Here is a 21,214-nt window from a genome sequence, read left to right as displayed (position 1 = left end):
ACTGGCGGCTGCCGCCGATCGGGCGCAGGATCGGTGCATGGCGAAGACCGGGAGCAAGAGCGGCGACAGGCACAGCGCCAAGGGCGACGGCAAGAAGCACAAGCACGAGCAGGACCAGCAGAAGAAGAAGCACAAGCAGCGGCAGGACGAGCGCAAGGGCCAGAAGGAACGGCCCCTGCGCACGATGCTGCGCGTCCCGCCCGGCAGCGGCCCGGTCAACCTGCGCGCGCACGACCCCTCCGCGACCCCCGGCGGCCCGCGGAACAAGGCCGAGGCGCTGGAGGCGACCGCCGAGATCCGGCTCCGGCTCGCCGAACTCCAGGAACGGCTGTTCGCACAGAGCACCCAGGGCGACCCGCACTGCGTGCTGCTGGTGCTCCAGGGCATGGACACCTCGGGCAAGGGCGGCACCATCAAGCACGTGTCCGACGGCCTGAATCCGGCGGGCATCCGCGTCAAGGCGTTCAAGGCGCCCACCGAGCAGGAACGGCAGCACCCCTTCCTGTGGCGGATCCGGCAGGCCCTGCCGCGCCCCGGCGAACTCGGCGTCTTCGACCGCTCGCACTACGAGGACGTACTGATCGCCCGGGTGCGCGACCTCGTGCCGCGCGCCACCTGGAGCCGCCGCTACGGCGTCATCAACCGCTTCGAGCAGTCGCTCGCCGACGACGGCGTCACCGTCGTCAAGGCGTTCCTGCACATCAGCTACGACAAGCAGCGCGAACGCCTGCTGGAGCGGCTCGACCGCCCGGACAAGCACTGGAAGTTCAACCCCGGCGACATCAGCGAGCGCGCGCTGTGGCCGGCGTACCAGGAGGCGTACGAGGCCGCCCTTGAGCGCTGCTCGACCGACGCCGCGCCCTGGCACATCGTGCCGTCCGACCGGAAGTGGTACCGGAACTGGGCGGTCGCCAAGCTGCTGCTCGAACACCTCGAACTGATCGACCCGGCCTATCCCAAGGCCGACTTCGACGTCGAGCGGAGCAGGACGGAACTGCTCGCCACCTGACACCCGCCGCCCGACACCCGCCACGTGACATGGCCGGCGGGCGGCCCGCTCAGCCCGAGCAGGCCGTCCGCTGCGCCTCCTGCCACTCGCACACCGGGCAGTACGTCGCGCCGCGCGTGCTCGCCGGATATTCGGTCGGCTCGCCGCACAGCACGCAGTCCGCGAGGGCCGCGTCGGCCTCCTCGCGCACCTGGTGCGTACCGGCCGCCGGTTCTGGCGCGGATTCGGGTGCTGGCGTCTGCGTCACCCGTTCACCGTAGCGCCCGCCGCCTCCCGCGCGCGCAGCACCGCGGCGCCCCGGGCCGGGAGCTGCACCGCCGGGTCGGGCCCCGGCAGTACCTTGCACGACGGCCGGGCCAGCAGCACCTCGCACGGCACGTCAAGCGGTACGCGCGCGGGCGCGTCGGAGAAGTTCACCACCGTACGGATCGGGCCGCGGGCCAGCCGCAGGGTGCGCCCGCCCGCGGTCGCCGCCACCGTGTCGAGCTGCGGGTCGGTCAGGGCGGGCTCGGCGCGGCGCAGCGCGATCAGCCCGCGGTACCAGTCGAGCAGATCGCGGTGCCCGGCCTTGTCCGGCTCGGCCCAGTCCAGGCAGGACCGGTCGCGGGTCGCGTGCGCCTGCGGGTCCGGCACGTCCTCCTCGGCCCAGCCGTGCGTGGCGAATTCGCGCCGCCGCCCGCGCGTGATGGCCGCGCCCAGCTCCGGGTCGTCGTGATCGGTGAAGAACTGCCAGGGCGTGCCCGCGCCCCACTCCTCGCCCATGAAGAGCATCGGGGTGAAGGGCGAGGTCAGCACGAGCGCGGCGGCCACGGTGAGCTGGTCCGCGGTGAGCCGGTCGCCGGTCGCCCGGTTGCCGATCTGGTCGTGCGTCTGCGCGTAGCCGAGCAGCCGGTGCGCGGGTACGGCCCTACGGTCCAGTGGGCGGCCGTGGTGCCGGCCGCGGAAGGACGACCAGCTGCCGTCGTGGAAGAAGCCGCCGGTAAGGGTCTTGGCGACGGCGGCCGGCCCGGCGGCGGCGAAGTCGGCGTAGTAGCCCTGCGCCTCGCCGGTGACGGCGGCGTGCAGGGCGTGGTGGAAGTCGTCGCTCCACTGCGCGTGCAGGCCGAGGCCGCCGGCCTCGCGCGGCGCGGTCGTGCGCGGGTCGTTCAGATCGGACTCGGCGATCAGGAACAGCGGGCGGCCGAGCGCGGCCGACAGGCCGTCGACCGCCGTGGACAGCTCCTCCAGGAAGTGCAGCGCGCGCGTGTCCACCAGCGCGTGCACGGCGTCCAGCCGCAGCCCGTCGAGCCGGTAGTCGCGCAGCCAGGACAGCGCGCTGCCGATCAGGAAGTCCCGCACCTCGTCGGAGCCGGGCGCGTCCAGATTGACCGCGTCGCCCCAGGGGGTGTGGTGCCGGTCGGTGAAGTACGGGCCGAAGGGCGGCAGATGGTTGCCGGACGGGCCGAGGTGATTGTGCACCACGTCGAGCACGACACCCAGGCAGTGCTGGTGTGCCGCGTCGACAAATCGTTTCATCGCCTCGGGCCCGCCGTACGGTTCGTGCACCGCCCACAGCGACACGCCCTCGTAGCCCCAGCCGTTCGTGCCGGGGAAGGGGCAGACCGGCATCAGCTCGATGTGCGTGATGCCGAGCCTGGCCAGATGCGGCAGCTTCCCGATCGCGGCGTCGAAGGTGCCCTCGGGCGTGAAGGTGCCGACGTGCAGTTCGTAGACCACCGCGCCGGGCAGCGCGCGGCCCGGCCACGGCACCGTCCAGTCGAACGCGTCGTGGTCCACGACGGCGCTCGCGCCGTCGGGACCGTCCGGTTGGCGGCGCGAACGCGGATCGGGCAGCGGCGGGCCGCCGTCGAGCAGATACGCGTAACGGGTGCCGTGCGCCGCCGGCAGGTCGGCGCGCCACCAGCCGGCCCGCGCCGGGTCGGGGCCGAGCGAGTGCCGTGTGCGGTCGTCGATCAGGATCTCCACCTGCTGGGCTTGCGGCGCCCACACCTCGAACAGCACCCACGACTCCCGTCTCGTCCGGTCCCACACGGTTCCGTACGGGCCCGTTCGGTCCCGGCCGGATCGGTCAGCGTCCATCGTCCCGCGTGCCCGGGCCCCGTGGCCGCGCCACGGACCCCGGGCACATGCATGCCCACCGAACGGCCCGGAGCATCACCCCGGCGCCGATCGGTGGGCGCGGCCTGCGCGCGTCAGTCGGTGTCGCGCACGAAATCCACCCGCTCCTGGGTGACCGGATACCCCGCCTTCGCGAAATTCCGCGCCATCGGGAAATTGGTCCGGTCGGTGGCCGCCGCGATCTTCGTGGCACCGTGGCCGACCAGATCGTGGGTGCACTCCACCAGCAGGTCGTACGCGTAGCCGTGGCCGCGCTGTTCGGGAACGACGGCGATGAAGCCGATGCAGGGGCCGCCCGGATTGCGCGCCGGGACGTGCAGCCCGGCGACCTCGCCGGCCGGGGTGTACGCCACCCGCCGCCAGTCGTTCGGCGAGTCGAACCAGTCGAAGAAGCCGATGGCCTCGTCGAGCGCCGCCGCCAGGCCGTGCCGCTCGGCCATCCGGCGGTCGTGGGCGTCGAGCGTGCCGTCCATGATGCGGGCCATGACGGCACGGAAGGCGACGTCGTCCGGCTCGGGGCGGTACTCCAGGCGGCCGGTGCGCTCCGGCAGCGGGCAGTCCGCGGCCGTCCATTCGTAGCGGTAGCGCTCGACCAGCCGGCGCAGCCCGGCCGCCTCGACGGCCGCCGCCCGGCCCTCGGCCGCTGCCGTGACGGCGGGGCGCTCCCGCCAGTCGGGCGGCAGCAGCAGGCTGTACTCGGCGTACAGCGGTGCGGTACGCAGCAGTTCGGCGGCGGCGTCGGCCTCGCCCGGGGCGAAGTCGAACCAGTCAAGGGCCAGCGGCTCGGCGTCACCGGGTTTGGCCCACCACGCGGCGCGCGCGACGACCCTGCCGTCGCGCAGCGCGACCCACGACCACTCGGGGCGGTACTCGCCGCCCTCGTCGGTGGTCGCGAAGGAGTGGCCGAGCAGCACGCGGCCGACCTCGGCGCCCGGGGCGTCGGGGGTGAGGGAGGAGAAAAGGGCGGACTCGCCCGCGACGAGCGGGCGGATGACCAGGTCAGACATGGTGATACGTGTCCTTCGGGAGTGAACGGAGCGCTCCCGTGGATCTCCCCGTGGGCCTGTCGGACCCTACGGACGACGCCCGGCGGCGGGGCGGGAGCGCGGCACAGTGGTGTACGTCATCGCTCTCGCCTCCTTCCGGTCCTGTCACGGGCGTGATCGCCACCCTAGGCGTGGCGCGCACCGGGGTCCACCGAATTAACGACGCGCCGCATGCGTAAGGCGGCGGCGCATGCGTACGGCGGTTGACGCGGTACGGGCGGGGCGGGGCGGTGTGTCAGCGGTGGTCGGGCGCCGGGTCCGCGCCCTGGCCCGGGCAGTCCCGGCCGCCGTGACCGCCGACCCCGGCGGTGCTCTTCGCCGTCCAACTGGCCAGCATCCGCAGCCGTTCCTCGCTCGCGGAGCCCGGCGGCGCGGTGTAGACGACGATCGTCTGCTCGGGGTCGCCGGGCAGCGCCAGCGTCTCGTAGCCGAAGTCCATGCGGCCGACGACGGGGTGGACCAGCCGCTTCACCCCGTACGTCTTCTCCTTCACCAGGTGGTCGTCCCACAGCCGCCGGAAGTCGGCGCTCTTGGTGGAGAGTTCGGCGACCAGCGCCTCCAACTCCTCGTCGTCCTGGTGCCGTCCGGCCCGCAACCGGGTGTACGCGACGGACTCCGCGGCGACGGCCGACCAGTCGGGGTAGATGTCACCGGCCGCGGGGTCCAGGAAGACCCTTTGCAGCATGTTCCGGGACGCGCCCGGCGTCGAGAAGCCGTGCAGCGCGTCGGCGAGCGCGTTCCACGCCAGTACGTCCATCCGGCGGCCCAGGACGAAGGCCGGGGTGTCGTGGAAGCTGTCCAGCATCAGCCGGACCCCGGGGCGCACCGCGGGGGAGGGGACGGCGCCGGGCACCGGCGCCACGGTGTGCGCCTGCCCCGGCCTTGCCAGGTCCCGCAGATGGGCCCGCTCGGTCGCGTCCAGCCGCAGCACCCGCGCCACCGCGTCCAGCACGGCGTCCGACACATGCCTGCCGCGGCCCTGCTCCAGCCGGATGTAGTAGTCCACGCTGACCCCGGCGAGCTGCGCGACCTCCTCGCGCCGCAGCCCCGGCACCCGCCGCCTGCCGTACGGCGGCAGCCCCACGTCCTCCGGCTGGATCCGGGCCCTGCGCGACTGGAGGAAACCACCGAGCGTGTTGTCCATGCTCACGAGCCTACGGCCTGGCCGGGGGCGGCCCCGCGGCGCCGATCCTGGTACTGGTGGACCCAGGGTAAAGCGGTGCCCTGGGTGGGGTGCGCGGGCCGCCGCACAGTGGTGACAGATCGCGGCGGACACCGTCCGCACCGGACCCACCAGGGAGCACCGTCACCATGAGCTACGACAATCTCGCAGGCCGTACCGCCATCGTCACCGGAGCCGCCAGCGGCATGGGCGCCGCCACCGCCCGGCTTCTGGCCGCGCACGGCGCCCGGGTCGCCCTGCTGGCCCGCCGCACCGACCGGCTCGACGACCTCGCCGCGAAGATCACCGCGGACGGCGGGCAGGCGCTGGCCGTCACCACCGACGTCACCGCCCCGGCGTCCGTACGGGCCGCCGCCGCGCGGGTCCGGGAGACCTTCGGCGGCGCCGACCTCGTCGTCAACGCGGCCGGTGTCATGCTGCCGAACCCCGTCGCGGCCGGGCGCTCCGACGAGTGGGCGCGGATGATCGACACCAATCTCAGCGGTGCGCTGCACGTCATCGACGCCTTCCGCGCCGACCTCGCCGCCGCCGGGGCCGCGCACCGGCCGGCCGACCTGGTCAACATCTCCTCCATCGGCGCGCACCTGTCCTTCCCGGACTACGCCGTCTACGGCGCCACCAAGGCGGCGCTCACCCACCTCTCGGAGATCCTCCGCACCGAATTCGGGCCCCTCGGCGTCCGCGTCACCAACATCGAACCCGGCCTGACCGGGACGGAGTTGGGCGACCACATCGACAACGTTTCGCTGGCCGCTCAGCTCGACGGGATGCACGCGGCGATTCCCGCTCTCACGTCGGAGGACGTGGCCGATCTGATCGCTTTCACGGTGACCCGGCCGGCCCGCGTCAATCTCCGCCAGCTCATCGTCCTGCCGACGGCACAGTCATGACGGCTCTCCTCCGGAGAGGGGTGCGTGATCCCCTGCCGGGGGCGCCCCCAAAGACATCAGGCACCGCACTCCGCAGGAGGCATCACGCGCCCTGCGTGAGGAGGGCCACCGAGGAGGTGGACAACAGGTCGGAGAGGAGGACGCGGCCCTCGAAGGTGGTGCCGGAGAGGCGGTCGGTCCAGGGGCCCGGGGGGAGGGGGAGAAGCGTCTCGCGCCAGCCACCGGCCTCGGCGAGGCGGCGCGAGAGCCGCGTGACGACGGTGAGGGCGGCGGGCCCGCGCCGGAAGGCGACGCAGTGGGAGCGGGCCGGACCCTCGGCCGCGAGAGCGGCGTACGCGGCGGTGGGCCCGAAGCAGTCGGGGCGGTCACGGCGCAGGCGCAGCGCCACAGCGGTGAGCCGCAGCTTCACCTCGTCGAAGGAGTGCGGCTCCGCCCCGTCCAGGAGCGCGGCGAGCGTGCGGTCGATCCCGAACCGCTGGGTGCCGCCGACCGGCGCGTCCATGGGCCCGCGATTGTCGGGGTCCACCAGGGTGTACACCGGGAATTCGGTGTTCTGGTAGACGTCGGGCACCCCCGGCATCGTGAGGTGCAGCAGCGCCGCGCCGAGCGCGTTCGCCTCGGCGTACGGCCGCAACTGGTTGACGAATTCCCCGACTTCGTAGATCTGCGGCCCACAGGGCCCCTGCTCGGTGAAGTCGGCGACAGCCTTCTCGTACGCCGCGTCCTGGGCCGTCCAGGCGGTGCGCAGGCCCGCCTCGCGGACCGCCTTGAGGGCGGCGGGCACCAGCCGGTCGGGGTGGCAGAAGCCGATGCCGACCCCGGTCTGGAAGACGGTGTACGCGGTATGCGGATCGGGCGCGGCGGCGTCGCCGTGGCGTTCGGCGACGGCCGGGCGTTCGTTCATCCAGTGCCGCCACTGGGAAGGGAGTTCGGACAGCACGGCCAGCCGCAGCCGCAGATCGGCGCTGCGCTTGGTGTCGTGCGTCGACAGCACGGTGCCGGTAGTGGGCCGGTCGCGCAGGATGTCCGCGCAGTAGGCGTGGAATTCCTCCGGCGTGGTCGCCGGACGCGCCGGGCTGCGGCCGACCTCGCACAGCGACAGCAGCGGTGTGTAGCGGTAAAAGGCGGTGTCCTCAATGGACTTGGCGTGCAGCGCGGAGGCGACCTGCGCGAAGCGGACGGCGAAGTCGGCCGCGTCCGGACCCTGCGCCGCGCGCCCGAGCGCCAGGTCGCGGAGGAAGTACACGGCGCCGGACAGCTCCGGCGCCACCGCCGTACGGGCCTGGTCGGCGGCTCGTTCCAGCAGAGCGGTGTCGGCGTCCGTCGCGGGCCGGCCGGGGACGACGTACGGCCGGTAGACCGGGATCGCGACCAGGAGTTCGCGCAGCACCTCGGACAGCACCTCGGGGCGGTACGGGTGCTCGTCCGGCAGCGTCGCGCGGGCGCGTTCGGCCGCGCGACGCAGGCGCTCGACCTCGGCGGTCAGGTCATGGCTCACGATGCGGTGCGCGGCGCGCCGCGCGGTCGGCTCCCACCGGCCGCCGCGGTCGTCCTCGGCGCCGGTGAACTCCCGGTAGAAGTCGGTCAGTTCGCCGACGCCGGCCGGATCGGTGAACAGCCCGTCGATCCGGTCGAGCGCGTCGTAACCGGTGGTGCCCGCGCACTCCCAGTCCGCGGGCAGCGGTTCGTCGCGCTGGAGGATCTTCTCCACCACCGTCCAGCGCCCGCCGCTCGCCTCCGCGAGGCGCCGCAGATAGCCGGCGGGGTCGGCCAGACCGTCCGGGTGGTCGATCCGCAGGCCGTCGGCGACACCCTCCTCCAGCAGCCGCAGCACGGTCGCGTGGGTGGTGTCGAAGACGTCCTGCCGCTCGACGCGGATCGCGATCAGGTCGGAAATGGTGAAGAAACGCCGGTAGTTCAGCTCGGTGCGGGCCTCCCGCCAGTACGCCAGCCGGTACCACTGCGCGTCCAGCAGCTCGGGCAGCGGCAGGTCCTCGGTGCCCGCGCGCAGCGGGAAGGCGTGGTCGTAGTAGCGCAGCACCTTGCCGTCGGCCCGTTTGTCGGTGCCGACGGTGAGCTGTCCGAGGACGTCGGGCAGGGGGTCGCCCAGCACCGGCAGCAGCACCTTGCCGTCCAGCGCCGCCCAGTCGATGTCGAACCAGTGCGCGTACGCCGACTCCGGGCCGTCGCGCAGCACCTCCCACAGCGGGCCGTTGAGGTGCTCGGGCGCGGGCACCGCCATGTGGTTGGGGACGATGTCCAGGATCAGCCCGAGGCCGTGCTCGCGGGCGGTGCGGGACAGCGCCCGCAGCCCCTGCTCGCCGCCCAGCTCCTCCCGCACCCGGGAGTGGTCCACCACGTCGTAGCCGTGCGTGGAGCCAGGCACCGCTTCGAGCACCGGGGACAGATGCAGGTGGGAGACGCCGAGCGTGGCCAGATACGGCACCCAGCGCGCGGTGTCGGCGAAGGTGAAACCGGGCTGCACCTGCACCCGGTAGGTGGCGGTGGGCGTCGCGGGAAGTGCGCTCATGACGTCTTCTCTACCCCGGATCGGCCGGGGAAGCGGACGAACGCGCCCGGGAGTCCCCGGGCGCCGTCCGTACGCCGTCCCTGATGCCGTCCGTATCGCCGAAAGCGCCGCGCCACGGAAAGCGCCGCGCCGCCGCCGGGTGCGCCGCTAGGCGGGCCGCTGGAGCACCACCATGGTGCGGTCGGCCAGCTCGATCCTGTCCCCGGCCCGCACCTTCTGGCCGGTGCCCGGCGGGACGCCCTCGGCCCGCTCGGTGTCCACCACGAGCTGCCACTCCTTGCCGTGGTTGACCGGCACGACGAATTCCTGGGCCTTCGGCGCCGCGTTGACCATCAGCAGGAAGGAGTCGTCGGTGACCGGCTCGCCGCGCGGCCCCGGCTCGGAGATCGCCATGCCGTTGAGGAACACCGACATCGAGCGGGCGTGCGCCGCCTGCCAGTCGCGCTGCGCCATCTCCTGCCCCTCGGGCGTGAACCAGGCGATGTCGGACAGCTCGTCGTGCGTGCCCTCGACCGGCCGGCCGTGGAAGAAGCGGCGGCGCCGGAACACCGCGTGATCGCGGCGCAGCCACACCATGGTGCGCAGGAATTCGTGCAGCTGGTGCGCCTCGTCGTTCGGCCCGCCGTCGTCCGGCTTGCCCGGCCAGGACACCCACGCCAGTTCGTTGTCCTGGCAGTAGACGTTGTTGTTGCCCTTCTGGGTGCGGCCGAACTCGTCGCCGTGCGAGATCATCGGCACGCCCTGGGACAGCATCAAGGTGGCGAGGAAATTGCGCATCTGCCGGCCGCGCAGCGCCCGCACCTTCTCGTCCTCGGTGGGACCCTCGACGCCGCAGTTCCACGACCGGTTGTGGCTCTCGCCGTCCCGGTTGCCCTCGCCGTTGGCCTCGTTGTGCTTGTCGTTGTACGACACCAGGTCGCGCAGCGTGAAACCGTCGTGGCAGGTCACGAAGTTGATGGAGGCCAGCGGGCGGCGGCCGTCGTCCTGGTAGAGGTCGGAGGAGCCGGTCAGCCGGGAACCGAACTCGGCGAGCGTGGCGCTCTCGCCGCGCCACAGGTCCCGTACGGTGTCGCGGAATTTCCCGTTCCACTCGGTCCACAGCGGCGGGAAGTTGCCCACCTGGTAGCCGCCCTCGCCGACGTCCCACGGCTCGGCGATCAGCTTCACCTGCGAGACCACCGGGTCCTGCTGCACCAGGTCGAAGAAGGACGAGAGCCGGTCCACCTCGTGGAACTGCCGGGCCAGTGTGGCCGCCAGGTCGAAGCGGAAGCCGTCCACATGCATCTCGGTGACCCAGTAGCGCAGGCTGTCCATGATCATCTGGAGCACGTGCGGGCTGCGCATCAGCAGGCTGTTGCCGGTGCCCGTGGTGTCCGTGTAGTAGCGCTTGTCGCCGCCGAGCCGGTAGTACGAGGCGTTGTCCAGGCCGCGCAGCGACAGCGTCGGCCCGAGGTGGCTGCCCTCGGCCGTGTGGTTGTAGACCACGTCGAGGATCACCTCGATACCGGCCTGGTGCAGCGCGCGCACCGCGGTCTTGAACTCCAGCACCTGCTGCCCGCGGTCGCCCAGCGAGCAGTACGAGTGGTGCGGCGCGAAGAATCCGATGGTGTTGTAACCCCAGTAGTTGGTCAGCCCCGCGTCCACCAGACGGTGGTCCTGGATGAACTGGTGCACCGGCATCAGCTCCAGGGTCGTCACCCCGAGTTCCACCAGATGGCCGATCACCGCCGGGTGCGCCAGCGCCGCGTACGTACCGCGGATCTCCTCCGGCAGACCCGGGTGAGTCATCGTCAGGCCCTTGACGTGCGCCTCGTAGATGACCGTCTTGTGGTAATCGATCCGCGGCGACCGGTCGTCCGCCCAGTCGAAGTACGGATTGACCACGACCGACGTCATGGTGTGCGGGGCGGAGTCCAGGTCGTTCCGCGAGTCGGGCTGACCGAAGCGGTAACCGTAGACCGCCTCGTCCCAGTCGATCGTGCCGCTCATCGCCTTGGCGTACGGATCCAGGAGCAGCTTCGCGGAGTTGCACCGGTGCCCGCGCACCGGGTCGTACGGCCCGTGCACCCGGAAGCCGTACCGCTGCCCCGGCATCACCCCCGGCAGATAGGCGTGCCGGACGAAGGCGTCCGCCTCGCGCAGCTCGACCGCCGTCTCGGAGCCGTCGTCGTGCAGCAGACACAGCTCGATACGGGACGCCACCTCGGAGAACACGGCGAAATTGGTGCCCGCGCCGTCGAAGGTGGCACCCAGGGGGTACGACTGACCCGGCCAGACTTGCATCTCGTGACTCTTCCACTCCCGGACCGGGGCCGACGCGGACCCATTCCGCGCACCCGGCCAGACTCGTTGCCGAAGGTGCATCCTCCCACCTGGGCCACCCGCCGGGGGCGCATCCGCGCGTCGAGGCCCACCCGAGGGTGACAACGCCACAACAGGCAGCGACCGCAAGGGTGATGAGGTTGTCCGGTAGTAGTCAAGTAGGGTCAACAGGGCTGCGACGCACCCTGCACCGCAGTACCCTTCCTTGATCGTGGACGGGGGTGGGAGGCGGGTGGCGTGGAGACGTCCGGAGGTCTGATGCTCCCGGGTGGTGGAGATCAGGAGGACCGGCAGGTCGCGGACGGTGCCGTCGCGGAGACGACGGTGCAGAACGCGGTCACCCTCGCCCAGCCGTTGGAGATCGGAGCGGAACTGGACTGGGGCGCCGAGGTCTGGTCGGAGGTGCGCACCCGCGCCACCAGGGCCGGGCGGGCCTACGTATGGCTGAACCTTGTCGAACAGCGCCTGCGCGCCGTCGTCAACGCGGTGCTGCGCCCGATCTACGAGCCCGTGCACGGCGAGGAGTGGGTGGTCGCCGCCGCGGGGCCCGCCGGACACGAATGGGTGCAACGGGCCGTCGCCGTCCGCGAGGTGAGCCGCCGCAAGGGCTTCCTGCTCGACCCGGCCGACGACAATGTGCTGAGCTTCCTGACGCTGCCCCAGCTGCGCGAGCTGGTCGTCCAGCACTGGCCGTGCTTCGAGCCGTACTTCGACGACCGCCGCGACCTCGAACTGGCGCTGGACGAGCTGGAGGTGGCCCGGCACGTCGTCTCGCGCAACCGGGCGCTGTCCAGGACCGTCCTTGACCAGGCCGAGCGGGCCGCCGCCCGGCTGCTGGAACTGCTGGGCGCGGGCCCGGCCCGCACCGCCGCCCAGCGACTGCCGGTGGACGCCGTCGAGGACCTGGTCGCCGACCGCTACTCCGACGTCATCGGCGTCTATCCCGACCGGGTGCGGCTGCAACGGCAGCTCCCCGTCGAGGACTTGTTCTCCGGCGCGCGCCGGCTCGACGCGATAGGCATCGGCCTCAATCTGCTGGTGCAGAATTTCTCCGGCCGCCGCCTGGTGCGGCTCGCCGAATCCGGCTGCCGGATCAGACTGCTCTTCCTCAACCCGGCCAGCAGCACGGTGCGCCGCCGCGAGCGCGAACTCGGGCTCGGCCGCGGCGAGCTGGCCAGGTCCGTCGAGATGAACATCATGCACATGCGCCGGGTACGCGCCCGGCTGCGCGACCCCGACGCCTTCGAGATCCGGGTCTTCGACGAGACCCCGCGCTTCACCGCCTACCTGGTCGACGGGGACACCGGCGACGGCCTGGCCGTCGTCCAGTCCTATCTGCGGCGGGCGCGCGGCATGGAGGTGCCCGTACTGCTGCTGCGCGGCGCCTCCCGGCAGGTGGTCGCCGAGGACGGGCCCGCCGAGCACGGGCTGTTCGAGGTCTACCGCGAGGAGTTCGAGGGCATCTGGACGGACTCGCGGCCGGTGTCGTGACCGTACGTACGGCCGGGTGAAGGACCGCCTGTCCGTACGGCTGTCGACGGCACCCGGCGGGCAGGGCCGCACGGGTGAAGCGGAACCCCGGCGTCCGGCGTTGTCAGTGGCCCGCGCGATGATGGCAGGGCAATCGGGGGTTACGGGGAACTGGGTGGGAAGGGATGCTCGCCATGGCATGGCACCAGGAGCTGTTGGTCGGGTTCGACCTGGAGACCACGGGCACGGATCCGCTGCGGGCGCGGATCGTGACCGCCGCGGTCACCGAGGTGAAGGATGGTGAGCCGGTGCGGCACCGGGCGTGGCTCGCCGACCCCGGGGTCGCCATCCCCGAGGAGACCACCGCCATCCACGGCATAAGCACCGCCCGCGCGGCGGCGGAAGGGCGTCCGGCGCCCGAGGTCGTCGCCGAGATCGCGGACGCGCTGCGCGGCTACTGGGCGGCCGGGGTGCCCGTCGTCGTCTACAACGCGCCCTTCGACCTCACCCTGCTGGACGAGGAGTTGCGCCGGTACGCGCTGCCGTCGCTGGCCGCGCCCGGGACCCGCCCCGGGCCGGTGATCGACCCGCTGGTGATGGACCGCGCCCTGGACAAGTACCGGCGCGGCAAGCGCACCCTGGAAGCCGCCTGCGCCGTCTACGGCGTCGTGCTGGACGGCGCCCACGAAGCGGGCGCCGACGCGCTCGCCGCGGTCCGTGTCGCCCGCGCGCTGGCCGCCCGTTTCCCCGAGGTCGGCGACGCCGATCTGTGGGACCTCTACGACGACCAGCGCGGCTGGTACGCCGACTGGGCCGACGACTTCGCCTCCTGGCTGCGCCGCAAGGGGTCGGCCGACGCCGCGTCGGTGGACCGGGCCTGGCCGCTGCGGGTGGCTGCTTAGGCGACCTGCCCCCGGCTCCGGTCGCGGCGGTGACCCGCCGTCAGAACGAATACCAGCGGACCGTCGCGTCGTCCGCCCGCAGGGAGGCGACGCGGCGGCGGAATTCATGGAGGGCGGCGGGGCTGGCCGGGGCGTGCTGGGCGACCCAGGCGCAGCCGGCCGTCTCCCGGGCGCCGCGCAGCACCGTGTTGCCCGGCCACTCGGTGACGTCCCAGCCGTAGGCGGCGGTGAAGGCGTCGTAGGCCGCCGCGGGCACCCCGTAGCGGTCCCGGCTGAGCGTCTGGACGACGAGGTCGTGCTCGCGCAGATCGGAGGAGAAGGTCTCCAGGTCCACCAGGACGGGGCCGTCGGGTCCGATGTGCACATTGCGCGGCAGCGCGTCCCCGTGGATCGGTCCGCGCTCCAGATACGGCTCCAACTCGGCCGCGGCGGCGGCGAACCCGTCCCGCCGGTTGCGCAGATAGGCCGCGTCCGCCGGGTCGATGGCGTCCCCGGCCAGCCGCAGCCAGCGCTCGACGCCGCCCAGCAGATCGCGCGGCGGCAGCCCGAAGTCCGGCTCGGGCAGCGCGTGCACCAGGCGCAGCAGCGGCGCCACATCGGCGGGCTCGGCCGGCCGCAGCGGATCGGGCAGCCGCTGCCAGTAGGTGACGGGATGGCCGTCCACCAGCCGTACCTCGGACTCCGCGGAGCGCACCGCGGGCACATCGTGCTTGGCCAGCCAGTCGGCGGTGCGCACCTCGCGCCGGGCCCGCTCCAGCAGGTCGGCGCCGCGGCCGATCTTGATCACCAGGCGGCCGGCGGCGAAGACCGCGTTCTCGCCGAAGGCGAGCAGCTCGGCCTCGGGATGCCCGGCGGCGTCCAGCACCGCCCGCGCCCGCTCCTGCGTGAACACCACCGTGTCCGCCATGCCGAACCGAACCCTTCGCCGATCGCCGCAGTCCCGAATCGTCCACTGTCCCGCACCGCGGTGTCACCGCACCACCGCGCCCCCGCGGACACCGCCCCCGTGCGCCCGCGCGGTGCCGCGCGCCGCCCCGTCGACGTGCCGCTTCCGTCCCCGCATATGCCGACGGCATCGCTCACCAGTGCGGAACTACGCCAGTGTCGCATCCGCGCGCCCCCCGCAGGAGTGACACCGGTCGAGAATGCGCCCCGAATACGACGGTGAGTCCCGCCACACCCGGCGAATCCGCCCGCCGCGCGGCGATGATTCCGGGCCGCCCGGCCGGTCGGTATCCATGAAGGCCCGTCAGGGGGCCGGGCCCAGGAAAGGCGGGAACGACTGTGACGGCGGCACCGGGCCCGATGGAACCCCTGGTCGTGGACGTGACGGACCTCCCGGCGAACTCCGCCGGGACGATCGGCGCGCTGGCCCGGCTGCGGCTGGCCGCGCGCCGTACCGGTCATCGCGTACGGCTGCGCGGCGCCACCGCCGAGTTGCGCGAACTGCTGGAACTCGCCGGGCTAGCCGGGGAGTTCGAGTGGGAGGCCGAAGAGCGGGAATAGGTGGGCGGTGTCGAGGAAGGCGTTGATACCGGTGATCCGGCCGTCGGTGATCTCCAGCACCTGGAGCGCCCACGCGTGGTGGCCGCCGCCCTCACCGTTCGAGCGGTACTGGGCGAAGCCCGGCGACCCATTGGCCGCCACCGGCACCAGCCGCGACCCCTTGCACTCGATCCCGGTGCCCAGGAACCAGTCGCGTATGTCCTGGTGGCCCTGGAGCCACAGCGCGTACGGGGGCATCGACAGCGTGACGTCCTCGTGCAGCAGGGCGGTCAGCGAATCCAGGTCGTAGCGCTCGAAGGCGTCCACATAGCGCGCCAGCAGCTTCTCCTGCGCCTCGTCCATCGGCGCGGCGGCCGCGGCCTTCGCATGGTCGGCGCCCGAGGTGCTCACCCCGGCGTCACTGAGGGTGGCGCGGGCCCGCTGCAGCGCGCTGTTGACCGACGCCACGGACGTGCCGAGCAGCTCGGCGGTCTCGCTGGCCTTCCACGCCAGCACCTCGCGCAGGATCAGCACGGCCCGCTGCCGGGCGGGCAGGTGCTGGAGCGCGGCGACGAACGCCAGCTTGATCGTCTCGCGGGAGACCACCACATCGGCCGGGTCGCCGGACGACGGCAGCGCCCGGACGTCCGGCACCGGTTCGACCCACACGCTCTCCGGGGAGGCGGCGGGCAGCGTCGCGTCGGCGTGCGACGCGGGGGACAGGTCCATCGGGCGCGCCCGGCGCTTGCCCGCGTTCAGACTGTCCAGGCAGACATTGGTCGCGATCCGGTACAGCCAGGAGCGGAACGACGACCGCCCCTCGAAGCCGCTGTGGCTGCGCCACGCACGGACCAGGGTCTCCTGGACGGCGTCCTCGGCCTCGAACACCGAGCCGAGCATGCGGTAGCAGTAGCCGGTCAGCTCTGCCCGGTGCTCCTCAAGACGGAGCTCCACCTCGTCGGCGGCCAGGGCGGTACCGCTCCCGGCGCTCTCGCTCTCTCGTACGGTCACCTTTTCCACACTAGGCCCGCCCACTGACAACGGGCGAGGAGAAGGACGCGGACGTTCCGTGCCGGACGCGCCGGTGCCCCCGTCCCGGGCGGGACGGGGGCACCGTGACCTGCGGTGATACGGGCTCCGGGCGGACGGTACGGGTTCAGGGCCGGCGGCCCGGAATCCTCAGACCCGGTCGGGGACCTGGCCGTAGTGCGGGTCGTGCGGCCCCTGCGGTCCGCCGGCCGGCGCGGCGGGAGCGGGCGGCAGCGGCAGCGCCGACTCGTCGTGCGTCATGTCGGGCAGCCGGTTCATCCAGCGCGGCAGGTACCAGTTGCGCTCGCCGAGCAGGCTCATCACGGCCGGCAGCAGCACCCCGCGGATGATCGTCGCGTCGATTAGCACCGCGAAGGCCAGGCCGACACCCATCTGCTTCATGCTCTGCATGGACAGCGTTCCGAAGATCGCGAAGACGGCGACCATGATGACCGCGGCGCTGGTCACGACGCCGGCCGTGGTGGTGATGCCGTGCTCGATCGCGTTCTTGGTGCTCAGCCCGCGCATCTTGGCCTCGCGGATCCGGGAGACCACGAACACGTGGTAGTCCATGCTCAGGCCGAACAGGATCACGAAGAGGAACAGCGGCAGCCAGGCCACCACCGCGCCCGTACCGGTGGCGCCCACCAGGGACGCGCCCCAGCCGTGCTGGAAGACCGCCACGAGGATGCCGTAGGCCGCGCCCACCGAGAGCAGATTCAGCGCGATCGAGGTCAGCGCGATGGTCAGCGACCGGAAGGACAGCAGCATCAGCAGGAAGGCGAAGACGGTCACGAAGGCGAAGACCGGCGGCACACTGCTGGTGATCTTGTGGGTGAAGTCCATCGAACCGGCCGTCTCACCGGTGATCGGCGCCTGGAGCCCGTCGACCTTGCCGAGCGTGTCGGGCCGTACGTCGTTCCGCAGCGTCTTCAGGTCGGACTCCGCCTTGGCACGGTCGCTGCCGCCCGCCAGGGGCACGTCGATCTGCGCGACATTCTGCTTCGCGTGCACCGTGACGGTGACCGGGCCCTTGCTCGCGCCGGAGGAGACCGCCTCGGCGCGGAAGTCCGCGATGGCCTTCCTGACCGCGGGGGCGTTGATGTCGTCGGCCTTGAGGACCACGTGCGCCGGGTCGGGACCGCCGGGGAACGCCTCGTTGATGTGCTCGTAGGTCTGGATGATCGGCAGACCGTCGCCCAGCTCCTGCTGCATGGACAGATTCGCGGTCTTCATGCCGAAGGCGGGCAGTGCGATGACCAGCAGTGTGCCGCCGGCCAGCACGGTGGCGGCCTTGGGGTGGGAGAGCATCGGCCGCAGCACGGTCTTCCAGAAGCGGCTGCCGCTGTCGGGGGACCGGCGGGCGGCGTTCTTGCGGCCGCGGTTCAGGAACGGGATACGGCCCTTCTCGACCCGGTGGCCCAGCAGCGACAGCAGCGCGGGCAGCACCGTGACCGAGCCGAACATCGCGATGGCGACGACGATCATCGTGGCCAGGCCCATCGCCTTGAAGTCGCCGATGCCGGTGAAGAGCATGCCCGCCATGGCCACGATCACGGTGATGCCGGAGATCAGCACGGCCCGCCCCGAGGTGGCCGCCGCGATCTTGATGGCGGTCATCCGGTCGTGTCCCGCCGCCCGTTCCTCACGCTCGCGGCGCAGGTAGAACAGGCAGTAGTCGACACCGACCGCGAGACCCACCAGCAGCATCACCGAGTTGGCGGTGTCGCTCATCGGTACGGAGTGGCTGACCATCGCCACCACACCGCCGGCGGCCAGGAAGGCCGTCATCGCCAGCGCCACCGGCAGCAGCGCCGCGACCAGCGCGCCGAACGCGATCAGCAGGATGCCCAGCGCCACCGGCACCGCGGAGTACTCGGCGGTCTTGAAGTCGCTGCCGAAGGCGTCGTTGAGCACCTTGCCGGCACTCGCGTCGCCGAACTCCTCGATCTTCAGGTCCTGGTGGCCGGACTGCACCTTCTTCACCGCGTCCATCACCGGCTGCACATGGTCGGGCGCGTCGTCCTCGGACCCGAGCATGTCGAATCTGACCAGCGCGGACCGCTGGTCGGTAGAGACGGCCTTGGTGTCGTACGGGGACGTCACCGCGGTGACCTTGCCGGTGCCCTTGACCGCGGTGATCACATCGCTGACCGCGGTACGGAAGGCCGGGTCGGTCGCCTTGACCGAGCCCTTGCCCTGGATCAGCACCATTTCACCGGCCGCGCTCTTCAGCCCGGAGCTGTCGTTGATGGTGGCGGCCTGATTGACCTCGCCGGCCATCGACTTGTCCTGGTCGAGGTCGACGCGGCCCGCCGACTGCCCGATGAACATGGCGAGAATGACGAAGAGCAGCCACCCGCCCACCGCCGCCCAGCGGTGCCGGGCACTCCAACTGCCCATCGCCGCGGCGATGCCCATCCTGCTGCCGTGTGCGCGTGCGCGACTCACGGTGTCCCCCTTGAAGGATCGTCATGGGTGGCGGCCGGACCCGGTGATCAGGGGCCGCTCTGTCTGCCTATGACGCTATGGGGAGCGGGGCCACCGACCCATCCGGCCTGCTGGTGACTTCCGGGAGGGCGTTCTCCCCCTCAAGGGTGGGGACAACCCCACCATGCCGCGGAAGGTGGCCCTTACACGAAAGGGTGCGAGAGAGGCTGGAAGGGTGCCGAAGGGTGTGCCGGCCTCAGGCCGGGATCAGCCGCCGCGCGGGCAGCAGCGCCTCGTCGTACCGCCGCAGCAGCAACTCCGCGACCTCGGGCGCCGCGCCGAGGACCGGCGCGAGCAGGTCGGCGCCCGCCTCGCGCGCGCCGCCCGCGATCCGGTCCGGCAGGAAGCCGGGCGCGAGGACGTACGGTGCGACCGCGATCCGGCGGACGCCCTCGGCGCGCAGCGCGCGGACGGCGTCCTCGGTGCGCGGCAGCAGGGCGGAGGCGAACGCGGGCCGCACGGCGCACCAGCCGGTGTGCCGCCACTCCCGCGCGATTTCTGCGATCACCGCGCCCGCCTCCGGATCGGTGGAGCCCGCCGAGGCCAGGACGACACCGGTCGACGAGCGGTCGCCGGGCCGCAGCCCCGCCTCGGCCAGCCGCCGCTCCAGCGCGGCGATCAGCAGTGGCGACGGGCCCAGCACCTCGCCCTGCGTGACCCGCAGCCGGGCGGGCGCCTCCCGCAGCACCGCCGGGATGTCGGACTTGGCGTGGAAGGCCCGGGTCAGCAGCAGCGGCAGCGCGACGGCCTCCCGTACGCCGTCGCGCGCCAGACCGTCGAGTACCTGCGGAACCGAGGGCGTGCAGAAGTCCAGGAAGCCGGTGACGACCCGCAGGCCCGGCCGGGCCGCCCGTACCCGCCGGGTCAGCGCGCGCACCGTTGCCGCGTGCCGCGGATCGCGCGAACCGTGCGCGATCAGCAGCAGCGGCGGCGCGTCCCGCGGCGCCGGTACGGAGCGGAGCCGGGCGGCCGGGCGCACTAGCGCCGGCTCCCCGCGGTCAGGCCGCGGCTGCGCAGCACCCAGCGCTCCAGCGGGCTGAAGATGATCTGGTCGATGGCGATGCCCACGAACAGGATCAGCAGGATGCCGAGGAAGACCCCCGCCATGTCGGAGCCCTCGCGCATGTTCTCCAGATAGCGGCCGAGGCCCACGCCCAAGTCGGGCGAGGACGCGATGAGTTCGGCGGCCATCAGCGAGCGCCAGGAGAACGCCCAGCCCTGCTTGAGGCCGGCCACGTAGCCGGGCAGCGCGGCCGGCAGCAGGATGTACCAGGCGCCGCGCAGCCCCGTCGCGCCGATCGTACGGCCCGCCCGCAGATACAGCGGCGGCACCTGGTCGATGCCGGACACCAGGCCGTTGGCGATCGACGGCACCGCGCCGAGCAGGATGACCGCGTACATCGCCGAGTCGTTGATGCCCAGCCAGATCACCGCGGCGGGCACCCACGCCACCGACGGCAGCGACTGGAGCCCGGACAGGATCGGGCCGATCGCCGCCCGGACGAACGGCACCCGCGCCACCAGCAGCCCCAGCGGGGTGCCGATGGCCAGCGCCGCCAGGAAGCCCAGCAGGCCGCGCTCCACGCTGGTCCAGATGATGGAGAAGAGGTCGCCCTCGTTCCAGCGGTCGGCCAGGGCCTTGCCGACCGCGTGCGGGCTCGGCAGCTTCGTCGGATCGGCGACCCCGCCCCACACGGCGAGCTGCCACACCACCAGCACCAGCACGATCGCCGACAGCGGCGGCAGCACCCTCTTGACCAGCAGCTCCCACACCGGGGCCCGCCGGACCTGCACGGTCTCCAGCGCGTCCAGGCCCGCTTCGAGCCCGGACAGGTCGTGCCGGTCGTCCTGCTGCTGCCCGTCCCCGCCGTCCCCGGCGCCGGACTTCCGCAGCGGTACGGCGTCCTGCGCGGACGTCTCAGTGCTGGCCATGGCGGCGGATCTCCCCACGCAGTTCTTCGGTGATCTCGACGGACAGGTCCGCCACGGCCGCGTCCTCGATGCGGCGCGGCTGCGGGATGTCGATGGTCCACTCCCGGGCGATCCGGCCCGGCCGCGAGGACATCAGCACGACCCGCTGGGCGAGCCGTACCGCCTCCCGCACGTTGTGCGTCACGAACAGCACCGACAGGTCCGTCTCGGACCAGATCCGGGTCAGCTCGTCGTGCAGCACATCGCGGGTGATGGCGTCCAGCGCCGCGAACGGCTCGTCCATCAGCAGCAGTTGGCTGTCCTGGGCGAGCGCCCTGGCCAGCGCCACGCGCTGCCGCATGCCGCCGGACAGCTCGTGCACCCGCTTGCCGTGGGCGCCGCCGAGCCGCACCAGCTCCAGCAGCCGCTCGGCCTCGGCGCGGCGCTGCTCGCGCGGCACCCCGCGCAGCCGCAGGGTCAGTTCGATGTTCTTGCCCGCCGTCAGCCACGGGAACAGCGCGTGTTCCTGGAACATCAGGGCGGGCCGCCCGCCGGGCGTGCCGATCTCGCCGGCGGACGGCTCGTCCAGTCCCGCGACCAGATTGAGCAGGGTGGACTTGCCGCACCCGGAGGCCCCCAGGAGGCAGACGAACTCACCGGGCCGCACGTCGAGCGTGATGTCGTCCAGCACGAGCTGCCGGGCGCCGGGCCTGCCGAACGCCTTCGACACATGGTCAATCCGCGCCGCGTGCGCGGCGGGCTCCGCGGTCCGCTCGCCGGCGGCGGTGAGGGTGTCGGCCATGGATGTCACCTCCTGGGGGTCCTACGG

At 72.5% G+C, this 21,214-nt stretch carries 17 protein-coding genes; 5 read left to right on the top strand and 12 right to left on the bottom strand.

Features of this window, described 5'->3' with window-relative positions:
• The first annotated feature begins 184 nt into the window (after positions 1-184).
• Positions 185-1,009, top strand: a complete 825-nt coding sequence (locus BM076_RS11890) for a PPK2 family polyphosphate kinase (RefSeq protein WP_245796024.1) — start codon at positions 185-187, stop codon at positions 1,007-1,009.
• Between the two features lie 49 nt (positions 1,010-1,058).
• Here the strand turns inward: BM076_RS11890 and BM076_RS36020 are convergent, their stop codons facing one another.
• The 4 genes from BM076_RS36020 to BM076_RS11875 all read right to left on the bottom strand — a co-directional run bounded on the left by BM076_RS36020 (position 1,059) and on the right by BM076_RS11875 (position 5,317).
• A complete protein-coding gene (locus BM076_RS36020) occupies positions 1,059-1,256 on the bottom strand; it encodes a hypothetical protein (protein WP_143120554.1) in 198 nt (65 codons plus the stop codon).
• The gene (gene treZ, locus BM076_RS11885) at positions 1,253-3,010 is read right to left on the bottom strand and encodes a malto-oligosyltrehalose trehalohydrolase (protein ID WP_245795997.1); all 1,758 of its coding nucleotides are present in this window, start codon (positions 3,008-3,010) and stop codon (positions 1,253-1,255) included. Before treZ ends, BM076_RS36020 begins: the two co-directional genes overlap by 4 nt.
• A 191-nt stretch (positions 3,011-3,201) precedes the next feature.
• Positions 3,202-4,134, bottom strand: a complete 933-nt coding sequence (locus tag BM076_RS11880; RefSeq protein WP_093713436.1) for a GNAT family N-acetyltransferase — start codon at positions 4,132-4,134, stop codon at positions 3,202-3,204.
• A gap of 274 nt (positions 4,135-4,408) precedes the next feature.
• The gene (locus BM076_RS11875; protein WP_093713435.1) at positions 4,409-5,317 is read right to left on the bottom strand and encodes a helix-turn-helix transcriptional regulator; all 909 of its coding nucleotides are present in this window, start codon (positions 5,315-5,317) and stop codon (positions 4,409-4,411) included.
• A 167-nt stretch (positions 5,318-5,484) separates the two neighbouring features.
• Here BM076_RS11875 and BM076_RS11870 point away from each other — a divergent pair, with 167 nt between their 5' ends.
• Positions 5,485-6,246 carry an SDR family oxidoreductase gene (locus BM076_RS11870; protein WP_093713434.1) on the top strand — a complete coding sequence of 254 codons (762 nt, stop codon included), beginning with the start codon at positions 5,485-5,487 and terminating at the stop codon, positions 6,244-6,246.
• Positions 6,247-6,328: 82 nt separating this feature from the next.
• Here BM076_RS11870 and treY read toward each other — a convergent pair whose 3' ends face one another.
• Together treY and glgX are read right to left on the bottom strand one after the other, a co-directional pair.
• Positions 6,329-8,776: a malto-oligosyltrehalose synthase gene (gene treY / locus BM076_RS11865; protein ID WP_093713433.1), complete on the bottom strand. Its 2,448-nt coding sequence runs from the start codon at positions 8,774-8,776 to the stop codon at positions 6,329-6,331.
• A 147-nt stretch (positions 8,777-8,923) separates the two neighbouring features.
• Positions 8,924-11,059 (bottom strand): glycogen debranching protein GlgX, encoded by a 2,136-nt coding sequence (gene glgX, locus BM076_RS11860; protein WP_093713432.1) that lies wholly within the window; start codon positions 11,057-11,059, stop codon positions 8,924-8,926.
• Between the two features lie 297 nt (positions 11,060-11,356).
• Here glgX and BM076_RS11855 point away from each other — a divergent pair, with 297 nt between their 5' ends.
• On the top strand, positions 11,357-12,589 hold the full coding sequence (locus BM076_RS11855) for an SAV2148 family HEPN domain-containing protein (RefSeq protein ID WP_093713431.1): 1,233 nt from the start codon (positions 11,357-11,359) through the stop codon (positions 12,587-12,589).
• Positions 12,590-12,762: 173 nt separating this feature from the next.
• Positions 12,763-13,470, top strand: a complete 708-nt coding sequence (locus BM076_RS11850) for a 3'-5' exonuclease (protein WP_093713649.1) — start codon at positions 12,763-12,765, stop codon at positions 13,468-13,470.
• 40 nt (positions 13,471-13,510) lie between these two features.
• Here the strand turns inward: BM076_RS11850 and BM076_RS11845 are convergent, their stop codons facing one another.
• Positions 13,511-14,377, bottom strand: coding sequence for an aminoglycoside phosphotransferase family protein (locus BM076_RS11845; protein ID WP_093713430.1), 867 nt, complete (start codon positions 14,375-14,377; stop codon positions 13,511-13,513).
• A gap of 377 nt (positions 14,378-14,754) precedes the next feature.
• Here BM076_RS11845 and BM076_RS11840 point away from each other — a divergent pair, with 377 nt between their 5' ends.
• Positions 14,755-14,976, top strand: coding sequence for an STAS domain-containing protein (locus BM076_RS11840; protein ID WP_245795996.1), 222 nt, complete (start codon positions 14,755-14,757; stop codon positions 14,974-14,976).
• Here BM076_RS11840 and BM076_RS11835 read toward each other — a convergent pair.
• The 5 genes from BM076_RS11835 to BM076_RS11815 all read right to left on the bottom strand — a co-directional run bounded on the left by BM076_RS11835 (position 14,935) and on the right by BM076_RS11815 (position 21,187).
• Positions 14,935-15,966 (bottom strand): sigma-70 family RNA polymerase sigma factor, encoded by a 1,032-nt coding sequence (locus BM076_RS11835; RefSeq protein ID WP_245795995.1) that lies wholly within the window; start codon positions 15,964-15,966, stop codon positions 14,935-14,937. The genes BM076_RS11840 and BM076_RS11835 overlap by 42 nt on opposite strands.
• A 168-nt stretch (positions 15,967-16,134) precedes the next feature.
• Positions 16,135-18,405, bottom strand: coding sequence for an MMPL family transporter (locus tag BM076_RS11830; protein ID WP_177246432.1), 2,271 nt, complete (start codon positions 18,403-18,405; stop codon positions 16,135-16,137).
• A gap of 265 nt (positions 18,406-18,670) precedes the next feature.
• Positions 18,671-19,453 carry a sirohydrochlorin chelatase gene (locus BM076_RS11825; protein WP_093713428.1) on the bottom strand — a complete coding sequence of 261 codons (783 nt, stop codon included), beginning with the start codon at positions 19,451-19,453 and terminating at the stop codon, positions 18,671-18,673.
• Complete coding sequence (locus tag BM076_RS11820) at positions 19,453-20,406, bottom strand: ABC transporter permease (RefSeq protein WP_093713427.1); 954 nt, start codon at positions 20,404-20,406, stop codon at positions 19,453-19,455. The genes BM076_RS11825 and BM076_RS11820 overlap by 1 nt, the downstream gene beginning before the upstream one ends.
• Positions 20,393-21,187 (bottom strand): ABC transporter ATP-binding protein, encoded by a 795-nt coding sequence (locus BM076_RS11815; RefSeq protein ID WP_093713426.1) that lies wholly within the window; start codon positions 21,185-21,187, stop codon positions 20,393-20,395. Before BM076_RS11815 ends, BM076_RS11820 begins: the two co-directional genes overlap by 14 nt.
• Between the last annotated feature and the right edge of the window lie 27 nt (positions 21,188-21,214).

The organism is Actinacidiphila alni, from assembly GCF_900112845.1.
In the GTDB taxonomy this organism is placed as follows: Bacteria; Actinomycetota; Actinomycetes; order Streptomycetales; family Streptomycetaceae; genus Actinacidiphila; species Actinacidiphila alni.
Note: the sequence above shows the minus strand (reverse complement) of the source record. Positions and strands in the feature narration are given on the sequence as shown.